This is a genomic window from Phocaeicola massiliensis B84634 = Timone 84634 = DSM 17679 = JCM 13223, from assembly GCF_000382445.1.
Classification (GTDB): domain Bacteria; phylum Bacteroidota; class Bacteroidia; order Bacteroidales; family Bacteroidaceae; genus Phocaeicola; species Phocaeicola massiliensis.
Genome location: NZ_KB905473.1, coordinates 479,466 through 495,231, shown reverse-complemented (window position 1 = coordinate 495,231; position 15,766 = coordinate 479,466). Strand labels below are relative to the sequence as shown.

Sequence of the window (15,766 nt, the reverse complement as noted above, 5' to 3'; positions counted from 1 at the left end):
TCCGATAACGATTAGAGTGCTTTTAGATTGTTTATCATTAATTATCAAAGCAAGTGCAGTTTAAGATTTTACTGAAGTTTGCATTAATAAAGAATATACTACAGCTGATATATGCGCAACATATTGTGACGCTTGTGATTCATTTCCCTTGAAATCCTTAACAAATACCGCTAAGGTATAACTGATATTATTAGGCAGACATATATAGGCAACATCATTGTGAGCTGCAAGAACACCATTTTCATTAACATAACCTGAACCTGTCTTATGCGCTATAACAACCCCTTCTTTATCAAGAAGTGGAGCTGCTATCCTATCTACACCTGTTTTGCATTCTTTTAACGTATTCTTAATGAAACTTTGTTTCTCATCATCGATAAGACCTTCAGTAAACAAACGATTCATCAACATTGCAGCACCAAGAGGAGATGTATAGTTAGAGTAAGCCTTGTTATGGTCAGCCGACATTTCCTCTTCCGTATAAGCTATCTGAAAACTTGAACGAGGAATGAGTGTGGCTATAAAACTATCTGTTTGAGCGACATTAACCATATCCTTAAACATAAGGTTGCTTGCATTGTTGTCACTCTGAGTAAGAGTATAACGCAGCAAATCTCTCACTGTCAATGATATGACTGGCCCTGAATAATCTTTCAGCATAGGACTCCAAGTCTTTGGGTCAAGTTTATCCCTATTTATATTTACTAAGGTATCAAGTGAAATTCCTTTATTGTCAAAGTCATTACAAAGAGCTAATGCCTGATGAACCTTAAACACACTCATCATAGGATAAACACTCTTATTATTGACCTTAACCGTATCTCTGTTATTAACAATAACCGCCACACCAATTTCGCCAGGACAAGCTGAGACAATTTGAGAAATGCTATCAGTCAAAACATTTGTTAAAGGAGGATTTGCGCTATCTTTTGTCGCTGATTTATGGAACAATGAAAATACCAAGATGAAAATGCAAACTAAAGCTATACTCAAAACTACGATTTGTTTTTTTCTGTTTTTTTCCATGTTTATATTATTTATATTTGTTTGACGAGAATATCTTTATTTGCCGACAAAGGTACATAAATTTACGGAAAAATATGTTTCTAAAATATATAAATAGACAGCTGTGGGGAAAATGTGGGGAAAAATTAGATAATTAAAAAGGCTAAATGACTGGAAATAATCACTTAGCCTTTTAATCCGTACCCAGACCCGTACTTCGTAATTGCTGCGCCCATCATTCAAGACTGTCAAATCGGGTCTTTCCTGTCAAGCCAATGATGCCTATGGTAAGCATTCTATTTTCCGCCTTGACGCACATTATTCACAAACCTACCTTTGCGCCATAACCAAATAACAACAATGATTATGGCGAAAGAAAAAGTAAACTATCAGGAGGTATATGACCTCTACCAGTTATGCAGCGAGACCAAGGATCTTCGCGAGTTCTGTGCGGATTATGGAGTAAACTACGACAAGTTCATGAACTGGCAACGTCATCAGCTTTGGAGCGAGAAGTTAGGCAAGACAGTTCAGGTTGATCAGCCCAAGGTTGCTAAAGTCCAGATAACCGGTAAACCTTGCAACAGTCCAACTGTTAAGATGGAAGTGAAACAACCGGAAGGCGAACCTCCTATTAAGTGGGTGAAACTGCAATTGACATCTGGAGCGACATTGTTTCTGAGAAACACCAGCGTTCTTGATCTGAGTCTGTTGCTTAATAAAATGATAGGATGATATGCTTGGACTGAGTGCTAACCTGAACTATTACCTGTTCAACGGTAATGTGGATTTACGGAAAGGCATCTTCCGTTTGTGTGAAAGTATAAGGCAAGAGATGTCACTTGACCCTAGTGATGCGTCCAATGTATATATGTTCATGTCCCGTAACCGGAAGGTCGTCAAGATACTTCATTACGAACGCGGTTTTTATGTGCTTTACGAGAAACGTCCTGTCATTGGAAAGTTCAAGAAACCTGTGTTTGACGAGGTGTCAAAATGCTACCGGATACAGTGGTCTGACATGGCTTACCTGACGGAAAGTATCGTAGTCGACAGAATGTATGTAACTCCTAAAGAATGAATAATAAGGCGTTGATTTACAATGGAATAATACAAAAATAATCGATAAAAAGTTTGCGTAACTGCCTGATTTTTCGTACCTTTATATCATGATTGATGAAAGAGCATACGAGTTACTTTGCTGCCAGCTGGGTCTGGCGAATGAGGAAAAAGCAGGGCTTCGCAAACAGAATAAAGAACTGATTGCGAGGCTTGAGTCTATTGAAAAATCCAACAAGGAGAACTCAAAAACTCTGATTGATACAATCAATGACCTCAAAGAATCCCTCGAAAAGCAATCAACCACGGTTGAACATTACAGGAAAGAAATGGAACTTATGAGGAAGCAGCTTGAAGCAAAAGACGAGGTGAACATGATGCTTGCAAACGAGATATCCAATCTCAGACTTCAGCTTGAAGACAGCAGGAAACACCGTTTCGGCCGTACATCTGAGCAAAGAAGGCTGCTGAACAACCGTAACATTGACAAGTCTGCAATGGAGAAGTCCGAATATGACGGTTCTGACAAGAAAGGTGATGATGATAATAAGGCCAATGGTAACGAAGCTGGTGGCAATACCTCTTCCGATAACGCAACAGCACAGAACAGCAAGCCTTCAAGAAGAAAGGAAACCGCACCACGTGCGGAAAAGACCAGGCTGAAGGTGGACAAGGTAGTGGTACATGAAATAGAAGACTATTACCAACTCCCGGATGGTGCAAGGCTTATGAACCGCAACGGAATGGCTGATGTGTGGGAATACAGGTTTATAGAACATGTGCGTGCCCATAACGTGGAACATGTGTACAAGGTGGCAAGGGTAAAGCTTGCAGACGGCACTTTCACTAACACGATGGAGCATCCCTTGAAAAACCTTGGAGGAATCTTCTCTCCTGAACTGCTTGCCCGTCTGCTTTGTCTGAAATATGACTTCAGCATGCCTGAGAACAGACAGATAAGACTGCTTGCAAGAGAAGGCATCCATATAAGCAATACCACGCTGAACAGCTATATCCACAACGGAATCTCCAGGCTTAGGGAGTTTATGGAAGATGTCTTCAAGAAGTTTGTACAACAGGCAAAATACCTTATGGTTGATGAGACTACCGAACTCGTTGGAGTTGAAACACCGGAAGGTAAGGCTTACAGGAGAAAGTACTTATGGGCTTTCTTTGCAAAGCATGTCAAGTTGGTTTATTATCATTACAATAACGGCAGCAGAGCATCTGATGTGGCAAAGACCTTCCTTGATCATTTTATGGGATCTATATCTACAGACGGATATACGGTTTACAGAATGTATGACGGAGAAGGCTCAAAGGTGCTTCATATAGGATGCTGGACGCACTGCAGGAGGTTGTGGGTTGATGCTTTGCCATCAGACAGGACGGCGATGGACATAATAGATTCTATCGGTGATTTATTCAGGAATGAAGACCTGTTCCGCACAATGAAACTCAGCAGTGAGAAGATAAAGGAAAAAAGACTTAAACTTACGGGACCTGTTCTTGAACGTATACATCATAAGGTGGTCATGATGATGCAGGATGCGAAGATCATGGCTAACGAACTGATAAGAAAGGCTGCGAACTACACGATAAACCAGTGGAAATCCTTGAGAAATATCCTCAAGGACGGTTCAGCGGAAATATCCAACAATCTCTGTGAGCAAAGAATGAAACCTGTAAAGCTGCTGCTCAAGAACTGTATGAATATAGGAAGTGAGGCAGCCGCAGAAAACTCGGCATTCATCTTCTCCCTGATAGAAAGCTGTAAGTTGAACGATATAGATCCTCAGGATTACCTGAAGCACTTGTTTGAATGTATTCTTCATGGTAAGGACTGCGACAAGAAGGCTCTTCTGCCATGTTTTTATAAATCGGAATGTTAAAACTAAACTATTTTCTTACGGACATTTTTATTTTATCGGCTGAAAAACAGCCGATAAAATTGTCGTAGCGGAAAATAGAATGGTTACATGCCTATGCGTATGCCAAACACATGGATTACGGATTTCTCGTTCCGTGAACAAACACTTTATCCGCAACTCTGCTATGTGGTGTATTGGCTTAACTCCATTTCTATGGGCAACACTTTTGTTGCAGATTTCAAGCAGCTTTTATCGAAATACCCATCAGTAAGAACTCGTTTATTAGGCTTTCCTCATAATTGGGAACAAGAGCCTTTGTGGAGATAAAATAATTGCCCTGTTTCTTAAAAAGCACTGGGGCAAACCAGCTCCGTCTTTAATTGTTTCCAATAAATGGATTGTTTCAAGCCCCTATAGAAAGAGAACAAAAATTCCTGTGTGAAAATTAATCTACGACAAGGAGCAAGCAAGGAGCAATATCAAACAAAAATCAATACCTTTGCAGTACATATGAGATAGACCAAAACAAAAGTGGAATATCGGAAACGAATAGCAAGGAAAAGAGAAGAAACGACCCAAGTTGATGTCCTTTTTGAGTTAATAATCAATAAAAGCGTTAAATCTTCACCTTTTAGAATGTGCAATTAAAAATAACAACCATATTTCTGACTTATTATCTATAAAATATTGAGTAATAATCGGTTGTAAATACTTTTTTTGTATTCATAGCTTAAATAACATTTCATTAGAGACTTTTTATATAAATCAGGATGTTCATGTAATATTTTTGAATAGTAATTAATATAGTTAATGATATCTTGCTTGTTTGCAAAAGAAGGACATTTAGTGCATCCGTCTAAATCGTACATATAAAACATACATTGTGAACAAAAAGGTTTCATGTAACAATTTACACATAACTTCATTATTTTTTTATAATAAGCAGAATATATTTGTGCAACTTTTCTTAAATCTAATTCAACCCCATTATCTTTTACGTATCCTAAAGTATATTTCTGGTCAATTTTTTCACAGGGTAATATTTTCCCATTTACAGTAATAAATATTTTTTTCTCAAAAGGCAAACAGGTTCCTGTAGGTGGAATTTTATTTATCTTTTTTTTAATTAAGAAATTGTGCAAATAAAAATAATTACCAGCCATTTCACTTACAAAACGAAATAATCCCATTTTATCAGGGAACATATTCTCAAAGTCAGGGTCTGAAGTGTTTATGTCTGATTTAATAGAATGAAACATGGTCTTAAATTCATTTTCTCTATTTGGATAAACTCCAAATTGATTTAATTCAGATATTTGGGCTATTTTATTGAATTCTTTTTTTATGAATTCTCGAATAGCTTTTACATTATTTCTATCATGCAGTACAGAATTGAAATTTACATATTTATTAAAATAATCAGGATATGTCGTCATTAATAGTTTTATGTTTTTAAAAGCCTTGTCAAATGAATTATGATTAGAATGGTCTATTCGGTAGCTGTGAGCGTATTTATCTCCGTCTAAACTTAATAATAGAGTTATTTTTTTCTGGTATAGATATTCCATATATTTATCCAACAATATGGCATTTGTTGTCATATTGTATTCGAAAATAGTATGAGGAACAGGAGGCAATGTTTCTATATAGCCAATAATCTGAAAAATCAAGTTCATATTTAACAAGGGTTCCCCGCCATAAAAACCTATAATAATTTTACGAATGGACGCTTTTCCAGGGTGTTTTCTCCAAATTTCAAATAGATAATCTATTATTCGTTTAGCTATATTAAAATCCATGAATCTATTTTCACGTTTATCATGAGTTGTGTAAAACTCTCCATAGCCACAATATTTACATTTTAGATTGCATGCATCTGTTAATTCGAATGTTAACTGCTCTAAATTTATTAGTTTGGAAAAAACATCTTTTTCTGTTATTTCATCAAAGTAAATAACCTTACGCTCATAGGGCTGTACTAATTGTTTGTTTTTCATAAGGCTATTTCAATTTAAGTTTCACCAATACTGGATTGCTTTCCTCTGTTAAATCAGGGAAAGGAGATTTTGCTCCTTCTTCAAAGAATTTGAAAGCATCTATTAGCAGATAGAGATAATCTTCTTTTTGATAAAGAGTCTTATAGGCAATTGCTTGCCACAAATCAATGGAAGGACAGTAAGAATCTATGTCGTTTTTAAATAATCTGGAAATAGTTTTGCTTTTACCGTTTGCTGGACAGAAACCTGCTCCTTGTTGTTTGGGGTTGAATAGATAATTGAATAGTAGACCTGACTTTAGAGCATATACATTACAAAGTTGTTCTCTTTCTGCATCTTCTCGGGTAATATCACCTACTTTCATTCGTACCGACCATGCGTAATCAGCTGCTCTGTTATTTCGTTGGATGATGTAATAAGGACGAACATCTGTCCAATCGGAAGTTGAATACACGGTATCGACATAATTAGGTCTTATCCAAAATAGATTCCGATTTATTTCACCATAATCTATTACTCCTCCTAACAACACAATAGTACCACGTCCCGGAGAGGTTGCTTTTATATCAAAATGATGATTGGGTAATCGATAGATGATTTTGCCCGTTTTATCTTTTACTTGACAAAAATATGCACTATCTAAATTTGCAACCTCCCCTTTTTGAAGAATTATGTCTTTTTCATAGCGAAATATTTCGTAATTTTTCCAATATGTTAACACTTCAATATTGGTACTGTCGATTTGTGCATCGACAGTTTTTATGAAATTTCCTTCTAAAGTGTATTTATTGTAGGGTGCATTATGGTTTTTTACTAGTACATAATTTTCAGCCTTATTATAAATGCCAGGGATGTATTTAGCGTATATTTCTCCTGGTCCTTGTCCTTGTTTGAATAAAGATTTTAGATATTTCCCCCTTGGAGTATATTTGTATATTTCATTGAAATCAAGATATAGATTCCCTTGGACATCTTCTGACAATCGTACCTTCCTTGTATCTGGAATCAAAGGTTGGTCGGACAACCGGATGTATTCAATGCTATCTACAAAATCGGACAATAGTTGTGGGGTTTCTGAATATTCCACATCTGTTAAGTCTATCTTTTGGGGAGATAAAGTTATTGTTTCATCTACCGTAACTGTAGAAGCCGAATTAGCTTTGTTTTTGCAGGAACAAGTAATAATGGATAATATTATACTTATTAATAGAAAATGTGCTTTCATATTTGTTAGTTTTAAGATATTTATAAACACTACTGGAGTAAAATCTCCAATAATGATTTGAAGGTCAATATCATTTTAGAAATGATATTACTAATCTAATTATCCAAAATATAATGCAACGGATACACCTGGCATACAAACGCATTGTAAATTTGGATTATCACCTGTACTAGTATAGCCTAAAGCTTGGTTGGCTGTTCTATTACTAGCTTGACTAGGAGTTCCTCCATTAGTGGAGCAAGAACCGCATCTACATTCACCAATCATGCCACCCAAGAGCAGCCCTTCCTGTCTTTTTCCCAATTCAACTTTATCAAGTTGCTGAAGGGATAATTTACGAAGTTTTTTCATCGCACTTAAAATTAATGATTAATAATTTAACAATATACTGAGTATTAACTCATTCGCTATTATATAGCTGCGTTACTTTTAAACGCATTGTATTCAATGAATAATATTTTTCAAAACGGTGTCTGGCTCGCTTTCCAAAAAAGCCTTTATTGGCTAAGGCACTCAATATTGAATCACTTAATTTATCCGTACAAAGCGATATTTCTTCTCCGCCTATCTTTAAGGGTATTTTATATCCTTCTTCTATCATTTCACTTATCCCCATTGCATCAGTTCCTACTAAAGGAATACCATGCATCAACATTTCAATGCCTACATAACTGCATTGCTCCTGACAGGAAGGCAAAACACCGATATCAGCTATTTGATAAAATCTGTATAATTGATCTTTTCTCAATTTTCCTGTAAAAATAACTTTTCCCCAGATACCATTACACAACCCCAAATAATCAGAAATATTGCCGTCTCCTATAATGATTAATCTGGCTTCCGGGTATTTGCTCAGTGTTTTTTTGAAAGCTTCAATCAGCCAATGAATACCTTTTAACTGATTTACACGTCCTACAAATAGAATAATCTTTTCACTTTCTGTAAAACCCAGCTCTGCTTTTATTTCTTTTTTGTCTTTGTTTGACAATGCTGTCTGTTCGTCAGACAAGCCATTGTATATTAACTCTATTTTTTCTATTGGTACATTATAAATTTCATAGAGAAAGGATTGGGTTTCACCACATAAGCAAATTACTTTGTCTACTTCATTATAAAACCGTTTGTCGTTCAGATATTCTTCATATATTTGTCTTTCGAGAATATCTCGTTCCTTTTCTTCTTGAGATAAAATAGCTCGGAAACGATGGATATTTCCACTCAAATCAAAACACCATGGCAGGTAATGTAAGGTCAGTATGGTGCGGCAGCGCGGAAAACGATTTTTTAATGCTTCCGCCAGCCATATATGGTAAGAGTAATTAAAATGAAAAATAAGTTCTCTATTTGGAGCAATATAAGATGCCAAAACATAGGCTACGCTTCGAGCATATCGTCTATAATCCTTTTCTAAGGCATGAATCTGTATAGTTGGGAGCAATAGATATCTCACACCTTCGATGTGTTTTTCTACTAACTCGTCTTTTTGAGAATCGAGCATGATAACTGTAACTTGTATTTTTATACAAGTCTGCAAGCAGTATAATAATTGAGTGATATAGGTACCTATACCGTATTGTCCTGCTTTACTATTGTTCGTTATTATATATAACTCTTTCATCCCATATTAATTTTAGTCCATTCTGCCACGATAGCTTTTCCACATTCGTAGAAACCACGATTCTTTGCATTATATCGGAAGGTGAATAACTATTTGCTATTTTCTGCTTTAATGTGCCTCGGAAACGAAGATAATGTTCCATAATATTCATATATTCAGAATGTTGCAATTCTATTCTTTCATCTATTATTTCCAAAACTTCATCTGCATTTCCTTCTACAAAACCTTGTTGAAGCAGATAGAGTATTCCCCATCCAATTTCGCAAAGTTGGCTAAATGAAATATTGTCAGTTATATCTTCATAGATATCATCTAAAAGCTCTCCAGCAAAATCTTCGTATAAACTATTGCCGGTATATCGTGCATAATGAAAGAAGAAAATGATCATTCCCATCTTGCCGTTGTATAGTCCTAAATCAGAGTAAAAAGAACCATAAAACAAGTAATGATTGGCTATTTTTTCTAATAAAACATCATCATGACTCATATTTTCTTTATTGGAATGTTATCATTCTATGCGGATAATCCCCTGCATATAACGACTCCCTTTTTTTATTTGTATAGTATACTTTCCTTTATTCCAATTATCAATAAGAATGGGATAAGTGGTATATCCGGAAACGGTAGTTACATTATAATAAATAACATTACCCAAAGAGTCTTTTATTATCACTTCCAAATCATTTAATTCCTTTTCGGAATAGATATAGATGTTCTGTTCGTCTATGGATAGCTGAGGGGCAAATGAAATGGAACGTTCGTCCTCGATATTCCATCCATCTTCAATAGAGATTACTTTATTCTCTGCCATTAACTTATATGGAAAGAGAAGAAGAAAAGCTGTTAATACTAATACTGCGTTTTTCATATTTTGCATTCCGTTTTAAAGTTTAGGCAAAAATGAGAAAAACATTTTAATGTATCATCAAGAACTGGTACACTTTTAGTACACAGATGACTTCTTGTACTTTCTAAAGTACACAATTAGTACACTACAGGCTATAATCTACTGTAAATCAGAGATAAAAGCATCCAGTTTTTCGGTAGAGTTTTGTTCTCCCAGTAGTCTCTTTGCAAGGCGGGTGCGAGCATTACTTATGGCAGCTTTGGTGCGATTGGTGAAAATGGCAATATGGATTGGTGGAATTGAAATCTTCATTAGATAGCATATTTGCAGTTCGATGACTGATAATTTTGGAGATAACTCATATAGGTGCTTGCTGAAGTTGGGATAGGCGGTATCAACCTCTTTTTGTAGCTCTGATCTGTATCAGGCTGCTCTGTTCCCCGGCCGCCTGTGCAAACCGCCTGATGTCCAGTTCCCTCCTGTATTTCATGAACACGAGCACCCAGCACACATACAGCGTGTTCCCTGCCAGGAAGATGCCCAGTATGACCGGATTGTAACAGGCCAGTATCCATCCGAAGATGAAGAAATTGACAAACGAGAACAGCGTTGCGACCGATGAGCCGGTGAGGAAGCTCTCGATGCGGTTATGGTCTCCGATGCGCTGCATGATGTCCCCTATCATCCTGGTGTCGAAGAAACGCAGCGGCAGCTTCATCAGCTTTATCAGGAAGTCGGATATGAGTGATATGTTGATGCGCGTGTTCATGTGGAGCAATATCCAGCTCCGTATGAACTCCACGGAAAGCCGGGAAACGGAGACGACGAGCTGGGCTGTCAGAATCAGCGTGATAAAGCCCAAGTTCCCGTCCCGAATCCCGACATCCACCAATGATTGCGTAAGGAAAGGGAATATCAGCTGCAAGAGGCTCACAGCCAACATCCCCAGGAGTAAGTGAGCGATTTGTCTTTTATAGGGCAACAGGTACTTGAAGAAGAAGGAGAGGCTGTTCTTGCCGTCCTTCTCTTTTTCGTCTTCCCGTTCATAGAATTCGGGGGCCGGCTCCAGGGCGAGTGCCGTTCCCTTTTCTTCCCCTTCCGTCCTTGTCACCAGCCAGCACTTCTTCATCTCCTGTTCGGTGTATATGACGTTCTGCGAGGCGGGGTCGGCTATATGGAACCTGTATCCGTTCCTTTTCTTCCTGATGTCATAGCACACCACGAAGTGGTTCTGGTTCCAGTGCAGGATGCACGGAAGCGGCACGTCTTCCTCCAGTTGCTTCAGGGTAATCCTCACTCCCGATGTGCGGAAACCGATGGATTCCGCCGCGTCACTGATGCCCAGCATGGATACCCCCTCGCGTGTGATGAAGGAGCGTTCGCGAAGCGTCTGCAGCGAATAGTTCTTGCCGTAATATCTGGCTATCATCCGCAGGCAGGTGGGGCCGCAGTCCATCGCATCCAACTGGAGGTAGTGGGGGAAGGTCTTCATTAAAATAATAAATTTAGTTAAAATAAAAAGACCATGTGCAAGATGTACTTGCACATGATTCTTTAAAAGATGTGAACGCGGCATTTATCTAGCATAAAGCCTATTTGCTTTTTGATTCACTTACTTTATGTGCAGCTACAAAAATCTCCACCCAAACCAGACATATGTATTCTTGTGCAACTTTTGGTTGAAACTCCACCATGACCATCAAAACTAGGAGCACAATATCCGCTACAGCTACCATTAGACATAGAACAATAACCACTTTTAGTTATTTGTCCACCAATAATTCCTTTCATTTCTACAGGAGTCATAACTTTATGACTCTTCTGTAGTACAATTTTTTTTAATTTCATAAAATAATTATTTATTGATTATTACTAATGACGAACTTTATTCTTTTTATTCGTCTAATATTTTCATTAATATATTTTCGAGTACAGGTATTGAAGGTCTCAAGTAATTGCCTAAAGCTAAAATTGTGCCATCTTCTCCTATTAAAATGCCATGAGGAACTCCCATAACAGCATAATCTTGGGGGAACATAGAACCTCTCTCTATGATAACATGTATCCAAGGAACATCCAATTTCTTAACAGCTTCTTTCCATGCGCTAATAGAAGTATCAGTAGATACAGAGATGATTTCCAATCCTTTCTTTTTGTACTTTCTATATATTTCTTTTAATTCGGGCGTTTCTTCAATACATGGACCACAACCGGAATACCAGACATTGATAAAAAGTATTTTGTGTTTTCCTATGTAATCAGATAGCTTTGTTTTATTCCCTTCTAGAGTTATGAATGTATTGTCTTTATATTTCTTACCATTGAATGACTCCCATACCTTAAATGTATTTTGTATGGTTTGTTGGCTTATCATAGCTTCTTTTATTTGTGGAATGTTGGCATATTCATTATTGTTTGACAATGCGACGTATTCTTTTAATTCTTCTAAACTCCAATTATTTAGCAGGTCTATAAAGTAAGTACGGCCTATCGCATTGTTCATATTGCGTTTGATATATGATTTATGTTCATCAAAAGTTTTAAATGCTGTATATGCCTGTAGCGAATCATTGTGAAGTGTTCCACTTCTATGTGAGATTGAATCCAAATTCAGGTTTATCGTTCCTTCTTCCAAGAAGACATCTGCTGCCAATACCTTCTCCGGGTAATTACCTATTGTCACGATGGAAAGGAAATTATCTTCCGGGAGACCTTTAAAGTAGAACTTTCCATTTGTTACAATGGCCGTGTCTGCTTTGCATACTTTGTCAGGATTACTGTTGCTGAATCTTAATAGCATGACGGCTCGTCCTTCATAGTTCTCTGATATAGTTCCTTTAATTTCAAATTCTCCCGGCTTGAGAGAAGTATTTGGAACCTTATTTATAGTTGTGACAATCCAATTGCCCTTCCTGTTTTTCTCACCTAATAATTGTATGTTTCGCCTTGAAGTCATCCATAGATTTCCTATATAACCCTCTTTGTTATTTTCAAATAGAGTACGCAGGTATGAGAAAGGCTTGGGAACTCCATCCAATGTACAGTGTAATTCATTTTGCCATTGTAAATCGGAAATAGAATCTTTTTCTGTATATTCAGCTGTTTGCGCAGTTACAGAAATAGAAAATGAGAATAATAAGATAGATATTAATGTTGTTTTCATATTAATTGGATGCTGTTAAATTTATGTTGCAAAAATATTCTAAATCTTCTACATTGTAATTTTCAGGTAATAAATATCCATTAATTAGAATAGTAGGTGTTACTGATAGTTGATTATACTTTTTCCACTGATAATGTTTGTCTAATTCTTCTTGGACATGATGATTGCTAATTTCTATATTCATTTTTTTTGCAAAAGCATCAGGGTTTATTTTCCCCTTATTAAACCACTGCGTATAGATATCTCTAACTTCGTCTTGATTTTTTTGTTGATAAGCAGCAATTAGAATTTTATTACTATTTAATAAATTGTCATTAAATGCGGTAAAAATATATTGTATGTGCATTTTATCCATGTTCTTTTTTAGTATTCTTTCAATTTTCTTATGTGTAAATGCACATGGTTGACAATGAGGGTTTGTCAAAATAGTGATGCGGATAGAAGAATCAGGGTTGCCTAATATGATGTTTGAATCCAATCTACTAACTTTATAGTATGGTCTTTTTTTGAGCAAGGTGACAAAAACGTCATCTGTAAATTTTATGCTGTTTAATTCTTGTCTAATGTTGGTCATTTGTTGGTTACTTAAGATGATATTAGATAACTTATTAATAGAAAAAATCGTAAATAAATATATCATCCCAATAAATATGAAGTTGAAATAATTTAACTTATCAGGGAACATGCTTTCATTAAATAATGCAATGAAAAATATACACCAAAGTATACTTTGTACAATAAGACAAAGTGTACACCATTGTTTAGCAACTCGAATTTGATACCAAATACTCCAAATAGTATAAGGTAATGCACTTATACAGACAGGGATAACATATTCAAATAGTTCGGGAAAAGTAATTAATATTAAAATATTAGATATAAAAAAGCCCATTCCAATTTCACTCCAACTAAGCCAATCAAATATTTTGGCAACTTTTGAGTCTAAAATGTCATTACAATCTTTTTGCTTAAATAGCGAACATATTTTATCTGCATAAAGACTCTCTGTGTGATTCTGTTTTTGTAATAAGAAATAACAAATTATACAACCACAAAGATTGCACAATAAAAAGAGTATTTTTATTGTTGACAATGATTGGAATATGCAAAGTAATAATATTAAGGTTATTGTAATAGTTAATATTGAAAATGTTTGAATTCTATTAAGAATTTCTGTTATGAAATGTTTCCTATAGCTAGGCTCTATAGACTCTTTTGTAGGTTCAGCTATTAATGCAATTCCGCTCCATAACTCTATAAATTTATCTATATTCAAAATTGTATGTTTGCCTTTCCAATAGAAGCCAACTTGTGTATTAGTGACTTTATTAACAACGACAAAATCATAACCGATATGGGCGATAACTGGTAGTTCCAAAGAATTTAAATCTTTATTTTCTACTTTTATGCCTATATTGGGGATATTATAAAGATTTAGCATCTGTGAAATCCCATATAGATTGTATTTGTTTGGGTGTTCTTCAAATAAAGAACTTGAATACGAATTTGTATGTTTAATATTTAGTTCTTTTAAGAAAAGATTCAATGTGTTTTTATGCATAATTATTTTTTATCTTAAATAGATTCTAAGAAATCAATATATTTATTTTTCATCTCTTTGAAAGTATACATTCTTTTGTATATTTCTTTGCTTTCTGTTTGGTAATGATGATTAGAAGATGTTAATACTTTGATGATAAGTTGAGATAAACTATTAATATCTTCAGAATGAAATAATTTTAAATCTTTTGATATCATTTCTTTGATGCCAAGATTGTTACTTCCTATTAAAGGTATCTTATGCATCATCATTTCTATAGCAACAAAACTACATTGTTCATGATAGGAAAGTATAACTCCCACATCTGCTATTTGGTAGTACTGATATAAATTTTCTTTTGTGATCTTTCCTGTAAATGTTATTTTGTTTCTAATGCTAAAACATTTTTTAATATATGTATCATAATCTCCATCTCCAACTATAATTAAGTGAGCATTGTCCAATTTTGCTGTAACATTATAAAAAGAACTTATAAGGAGATCAAGCCCTTTGGATGGATCTAATCTGCCTACATAAAGAATTATTAAATCGTTTTCCCTGAAAAGTAATTTGTGTTTAAGCATTTTTCGCTCTTCTTTATTGAGAGAAATATATTCGTCTTTTATACCATTGGGTATTTTAACTATTTTATATTTTTCTATCATGTATAGTGAGCTTAAGAGCTCTTCGGTTTGCTTTGATAAACAAATAATATAGTCAACCTGATTGAAGTATCTTTTTTCTTGTATAAATTCTTCGTATATAATATTTTCTTCTTCATCTTTTGTCTTTGTAGTAATTATTTTTCGTAGTTTGCTAATATTCCCATTTAGAGGAAAACACCATCCTAAAAAATGAACTACAGCTATTATTTTACAGTCATTCATGTGTTTTTTAAGATACTCAATAATAGGATGCATAAAATAATAGTTTAATATAAATATATTTGCTTCTTTCTTATTGGCGTAAATACTTACGATATATGATAAATTACGGTAATATCTAATATAATTATTCTTTGTATCATAATAATTAATTGCTGGAATATCAATCCTTCTTATTTTTCCATTGTGCTGGATGGTAATTTCATTTACTTGAGAATTTAATGTAATTATGGTAATATTATTTTCGCTTAAGCACATGCATAATTGATTAATAAAAGTTCCAATGCCGTATTGAGAAGCTTTATTTATATAACCTTAAATCCGCAACTCCATTCCCGAAGTGCTACCTACAAGAGAAATGGACTTTTGATTCGTAAGACAGCCATTAAGTCCTCGCGTCCGTTTCAATGCGCATACTATCCCCTTACCCCATAAAGCGACTTGAGGCAATACGCAATCAGTGGCCATCAAGTGACGTAAATCATCCGGAAGAAGTTTTGAAGGCTTCTGCATATGCATGGTTGTCGGTGTAGATGTTCAGCACACATTGCCTTGCG

Annotated in this window: 15 protein-coding genes and 1 pseudogene; 3 read left to right on the top strand and 13 right to left on the bottom strand. The window is 35.3% G+C overall.

All coding sequences use genetic code 11. The annotated features are described in order from the left end of the window. Positions 1–60: 60 nt before the first annotated feature. The gene (locus tag HMPREF1534_RS04105; protein ID WP_004339683.1) at positions 61–1,026 is read right to left on the bottom strand and encodes a CfxA family broad-spectrum class A beta-lactamase; all 966 of its coding nucleotides are present in this window, start codon (positions 1,024–1,026) and stop codon (positions 61–63) included. A 345-nt stretch (positions 1,027–1,371) separates the two neighbouring features. Between HMPREF1534_RS04105 and HMPREF1534_RS04110 the strand changes: the two genes are divergently transcribed. The 3 genes from HMPREF1534_RS04110 to tnpC all read left to right on the top strand — a co-directional run bounded on the left by HMPREF1534_RS04110 (position 1,372) and on the right by tnpC (position 3,956). Then, positions 1,372–1,740, top strand: coding sequence for a hypothetical protein (locus HMPREF1534_RS04110; RefSeq protein WP_005936264.1), 369 nt, complete (start codon positions 1,372–1,374; stop codon positions 1,738–1,740). A 1-nt stretch (position 1,741) separates the two neighbouring features. Then, positions 1,742–2,086, top strand: coding sequence for an IS66 family insertion sequence element accessory protein TnpB (gene tnpB, locus HMPREF1534_RS04115; RefSeq protein ID WP_005936267.1), 345 nt, complete (start codon positions 1,742–1,744; stop codon positions 2,084–2,086). Between the two features lie 88 nt (positions 2,087–2,174). Next, complete coding sequence (tnpC, locus tag HMPREF1534_RS04120; RefSeq protein ID WP_005936270.1) at positions 2,175–3,956, top strand: IS66 family transposase; 1,782 nt, start codon at positions 2,175–2,177, stop codon at positions 3,954–3,956. Between the two features lie 656 nt (positions 3,957–4,612). Here the strand turns inward: tnpC and HMPREF1534_RS04125 are convergent. From HMPREF1534_RS04125 to HMPREF1534_RS04165, 12 genes and pseudogenes are all read right to left on the bottom strand, one after another. After that, positions 4,613–5,932: a radical SAM peptide maturase gene (locus HMPREF1534_RS04125; protein WP_005943073.1), complete on the bottom strand. Its 1,320-nt coding sequence runs from the start codon at positions 5,930–5,932 to the stop codon at positions 4,613–4,615. A 4-nt stretch (positions 5,933–5,936) separates the two neighbouring features. Further along, the gene (locus HMPREF1534_RS04130; RefSeq protein WP_005943072.1) at positions 5,937–7,157 is read right to left on the bottom strand and encodes a 6-bladed beta-propeller; all 1,221 of its coding nucleotides are present in this window, start codon (positions 7,155–7,157) and stop codon (positions 5,937–5,939) included. A gap of 99 nt (positions 7,158–7,256) precedes the next feature. After that, positions 7,257–7,508, bottom strand: coding sequence for a TIGR04149 family rSAM-modified RiPP (locus tag HMPREF1534_RS19990; RefSeq protein WP_005943071.1), 252 nt, complete (start codon positions 7,506–7,508; stop codon positions 7,257–7,259). Positions 7,509–7,557: 49 nt separating this feature from the next. Beyond that, positions 7,558–8,775, bottom strand: coding sequence for a TIGR04157 family glycosyltransferase (locus tag HMPREF1534_RS04135; RefSeq protein ID WP_005943069.1), 1,218 nt, complete (start codon positions 8,773–8,775; stop codon positions 7,558–7,560). Next, complete coding sequence (locus HMPREF1534_RS04140; RefSeq protein ID WP_005943067.1) at positions 8,744–9,262, bottom strand: hypothetical protein; 519 nt, start codon at positions 9,260–9,262, stop codon at positions 8,744–8,746. The genes HMPREF1534_RS04135 and HMPREF1534_RS04140 overlap by 32 nt, the downstream gene beginning before the upstream one ends. A 21-nt stretch (positions 9,263–9,283) precedes the next feature. Then, positions 9,284–9,643, bottom strand: coding sequence for a DUF3244 domain-containing protein (locus tag HMPREF1534_RS04145; RefSeq protein WP_032937181.1), 360 nt, complete (start codon positions 9,641–9,643; stop codon positions 9,284–9,286). 138 nt (positions 9,644–9,781) lie between these two features. Then, positions 9,782–9,934: a hypothetical protein gene (locus HMPREF1534_RS20470; RefSeq protein WP_005943065.1), complete on the bottom strand. Its 153-nt coding sequence runs from the start codon at positions 9,932–9,934 to the stop codon at positions 9,782–9,784. Between the two features lie 103 nt (positions 9,935–10,037). Next, positions 10,038–11,114 (bottom strand): annotated as a pseudogene (locus tag HMPREF1534_RS04150) (cysteine peptidase family C39 domain-containing protein); the annotation flags it as partial. Positions 11,115–11,239: 125 nt separating this feature from the next. Beyond that, positions 11,240–11,470: a hypothetical protein gene (locus HMPREF1534_RS20465; protein WP_005943063.1), complete on the bottom strand. Its 231-nt coding sequence runs from the start codon at positions 11,468–11,470 to the stop codon at positions 11,240–11,242. 46 nt (positions 11,471–11,516) lie between these two features. Then, positions 11,517–12,785, bottom strand: a complete 1,269-nt coding sequence (locus tag HMPREF1534_RS04155; RefSeq protein ID WP_005943062.1) for a TlpA disulfide reductase family protein — start codon at positions 12,783–12,785, stop codon at positions 11,517–11,519. Position 12,786: 1 nt separating this feature from the next. Beyond that, entirely contained in the window at positions 12,787–14,346 is a 1,560-nt protein-coding gene (locus HMPREF1534_RS04160) for a thioredoxin domain-containing protein (protein ID WP_005943061.1), read from the bottom strand. 14 nt (positions 14,347–14,360) lie between these two features. After that, the gene (locus tag HMPREF1534_RS04165; RefSeq protein WP_372588044.1) at positions 14,361–15,518 is read right to left on the bottom strand and encodes a TIGR04157 family glycosyltransferase; all 1,158 of its coding nucleotides are present in this window, start codon (positions 15,516–15,518) and stop codon (positions 14,361–14,363) included. Between the last annotated feature and the right edge of the window lie 248 nt (positions 15,519–15,766).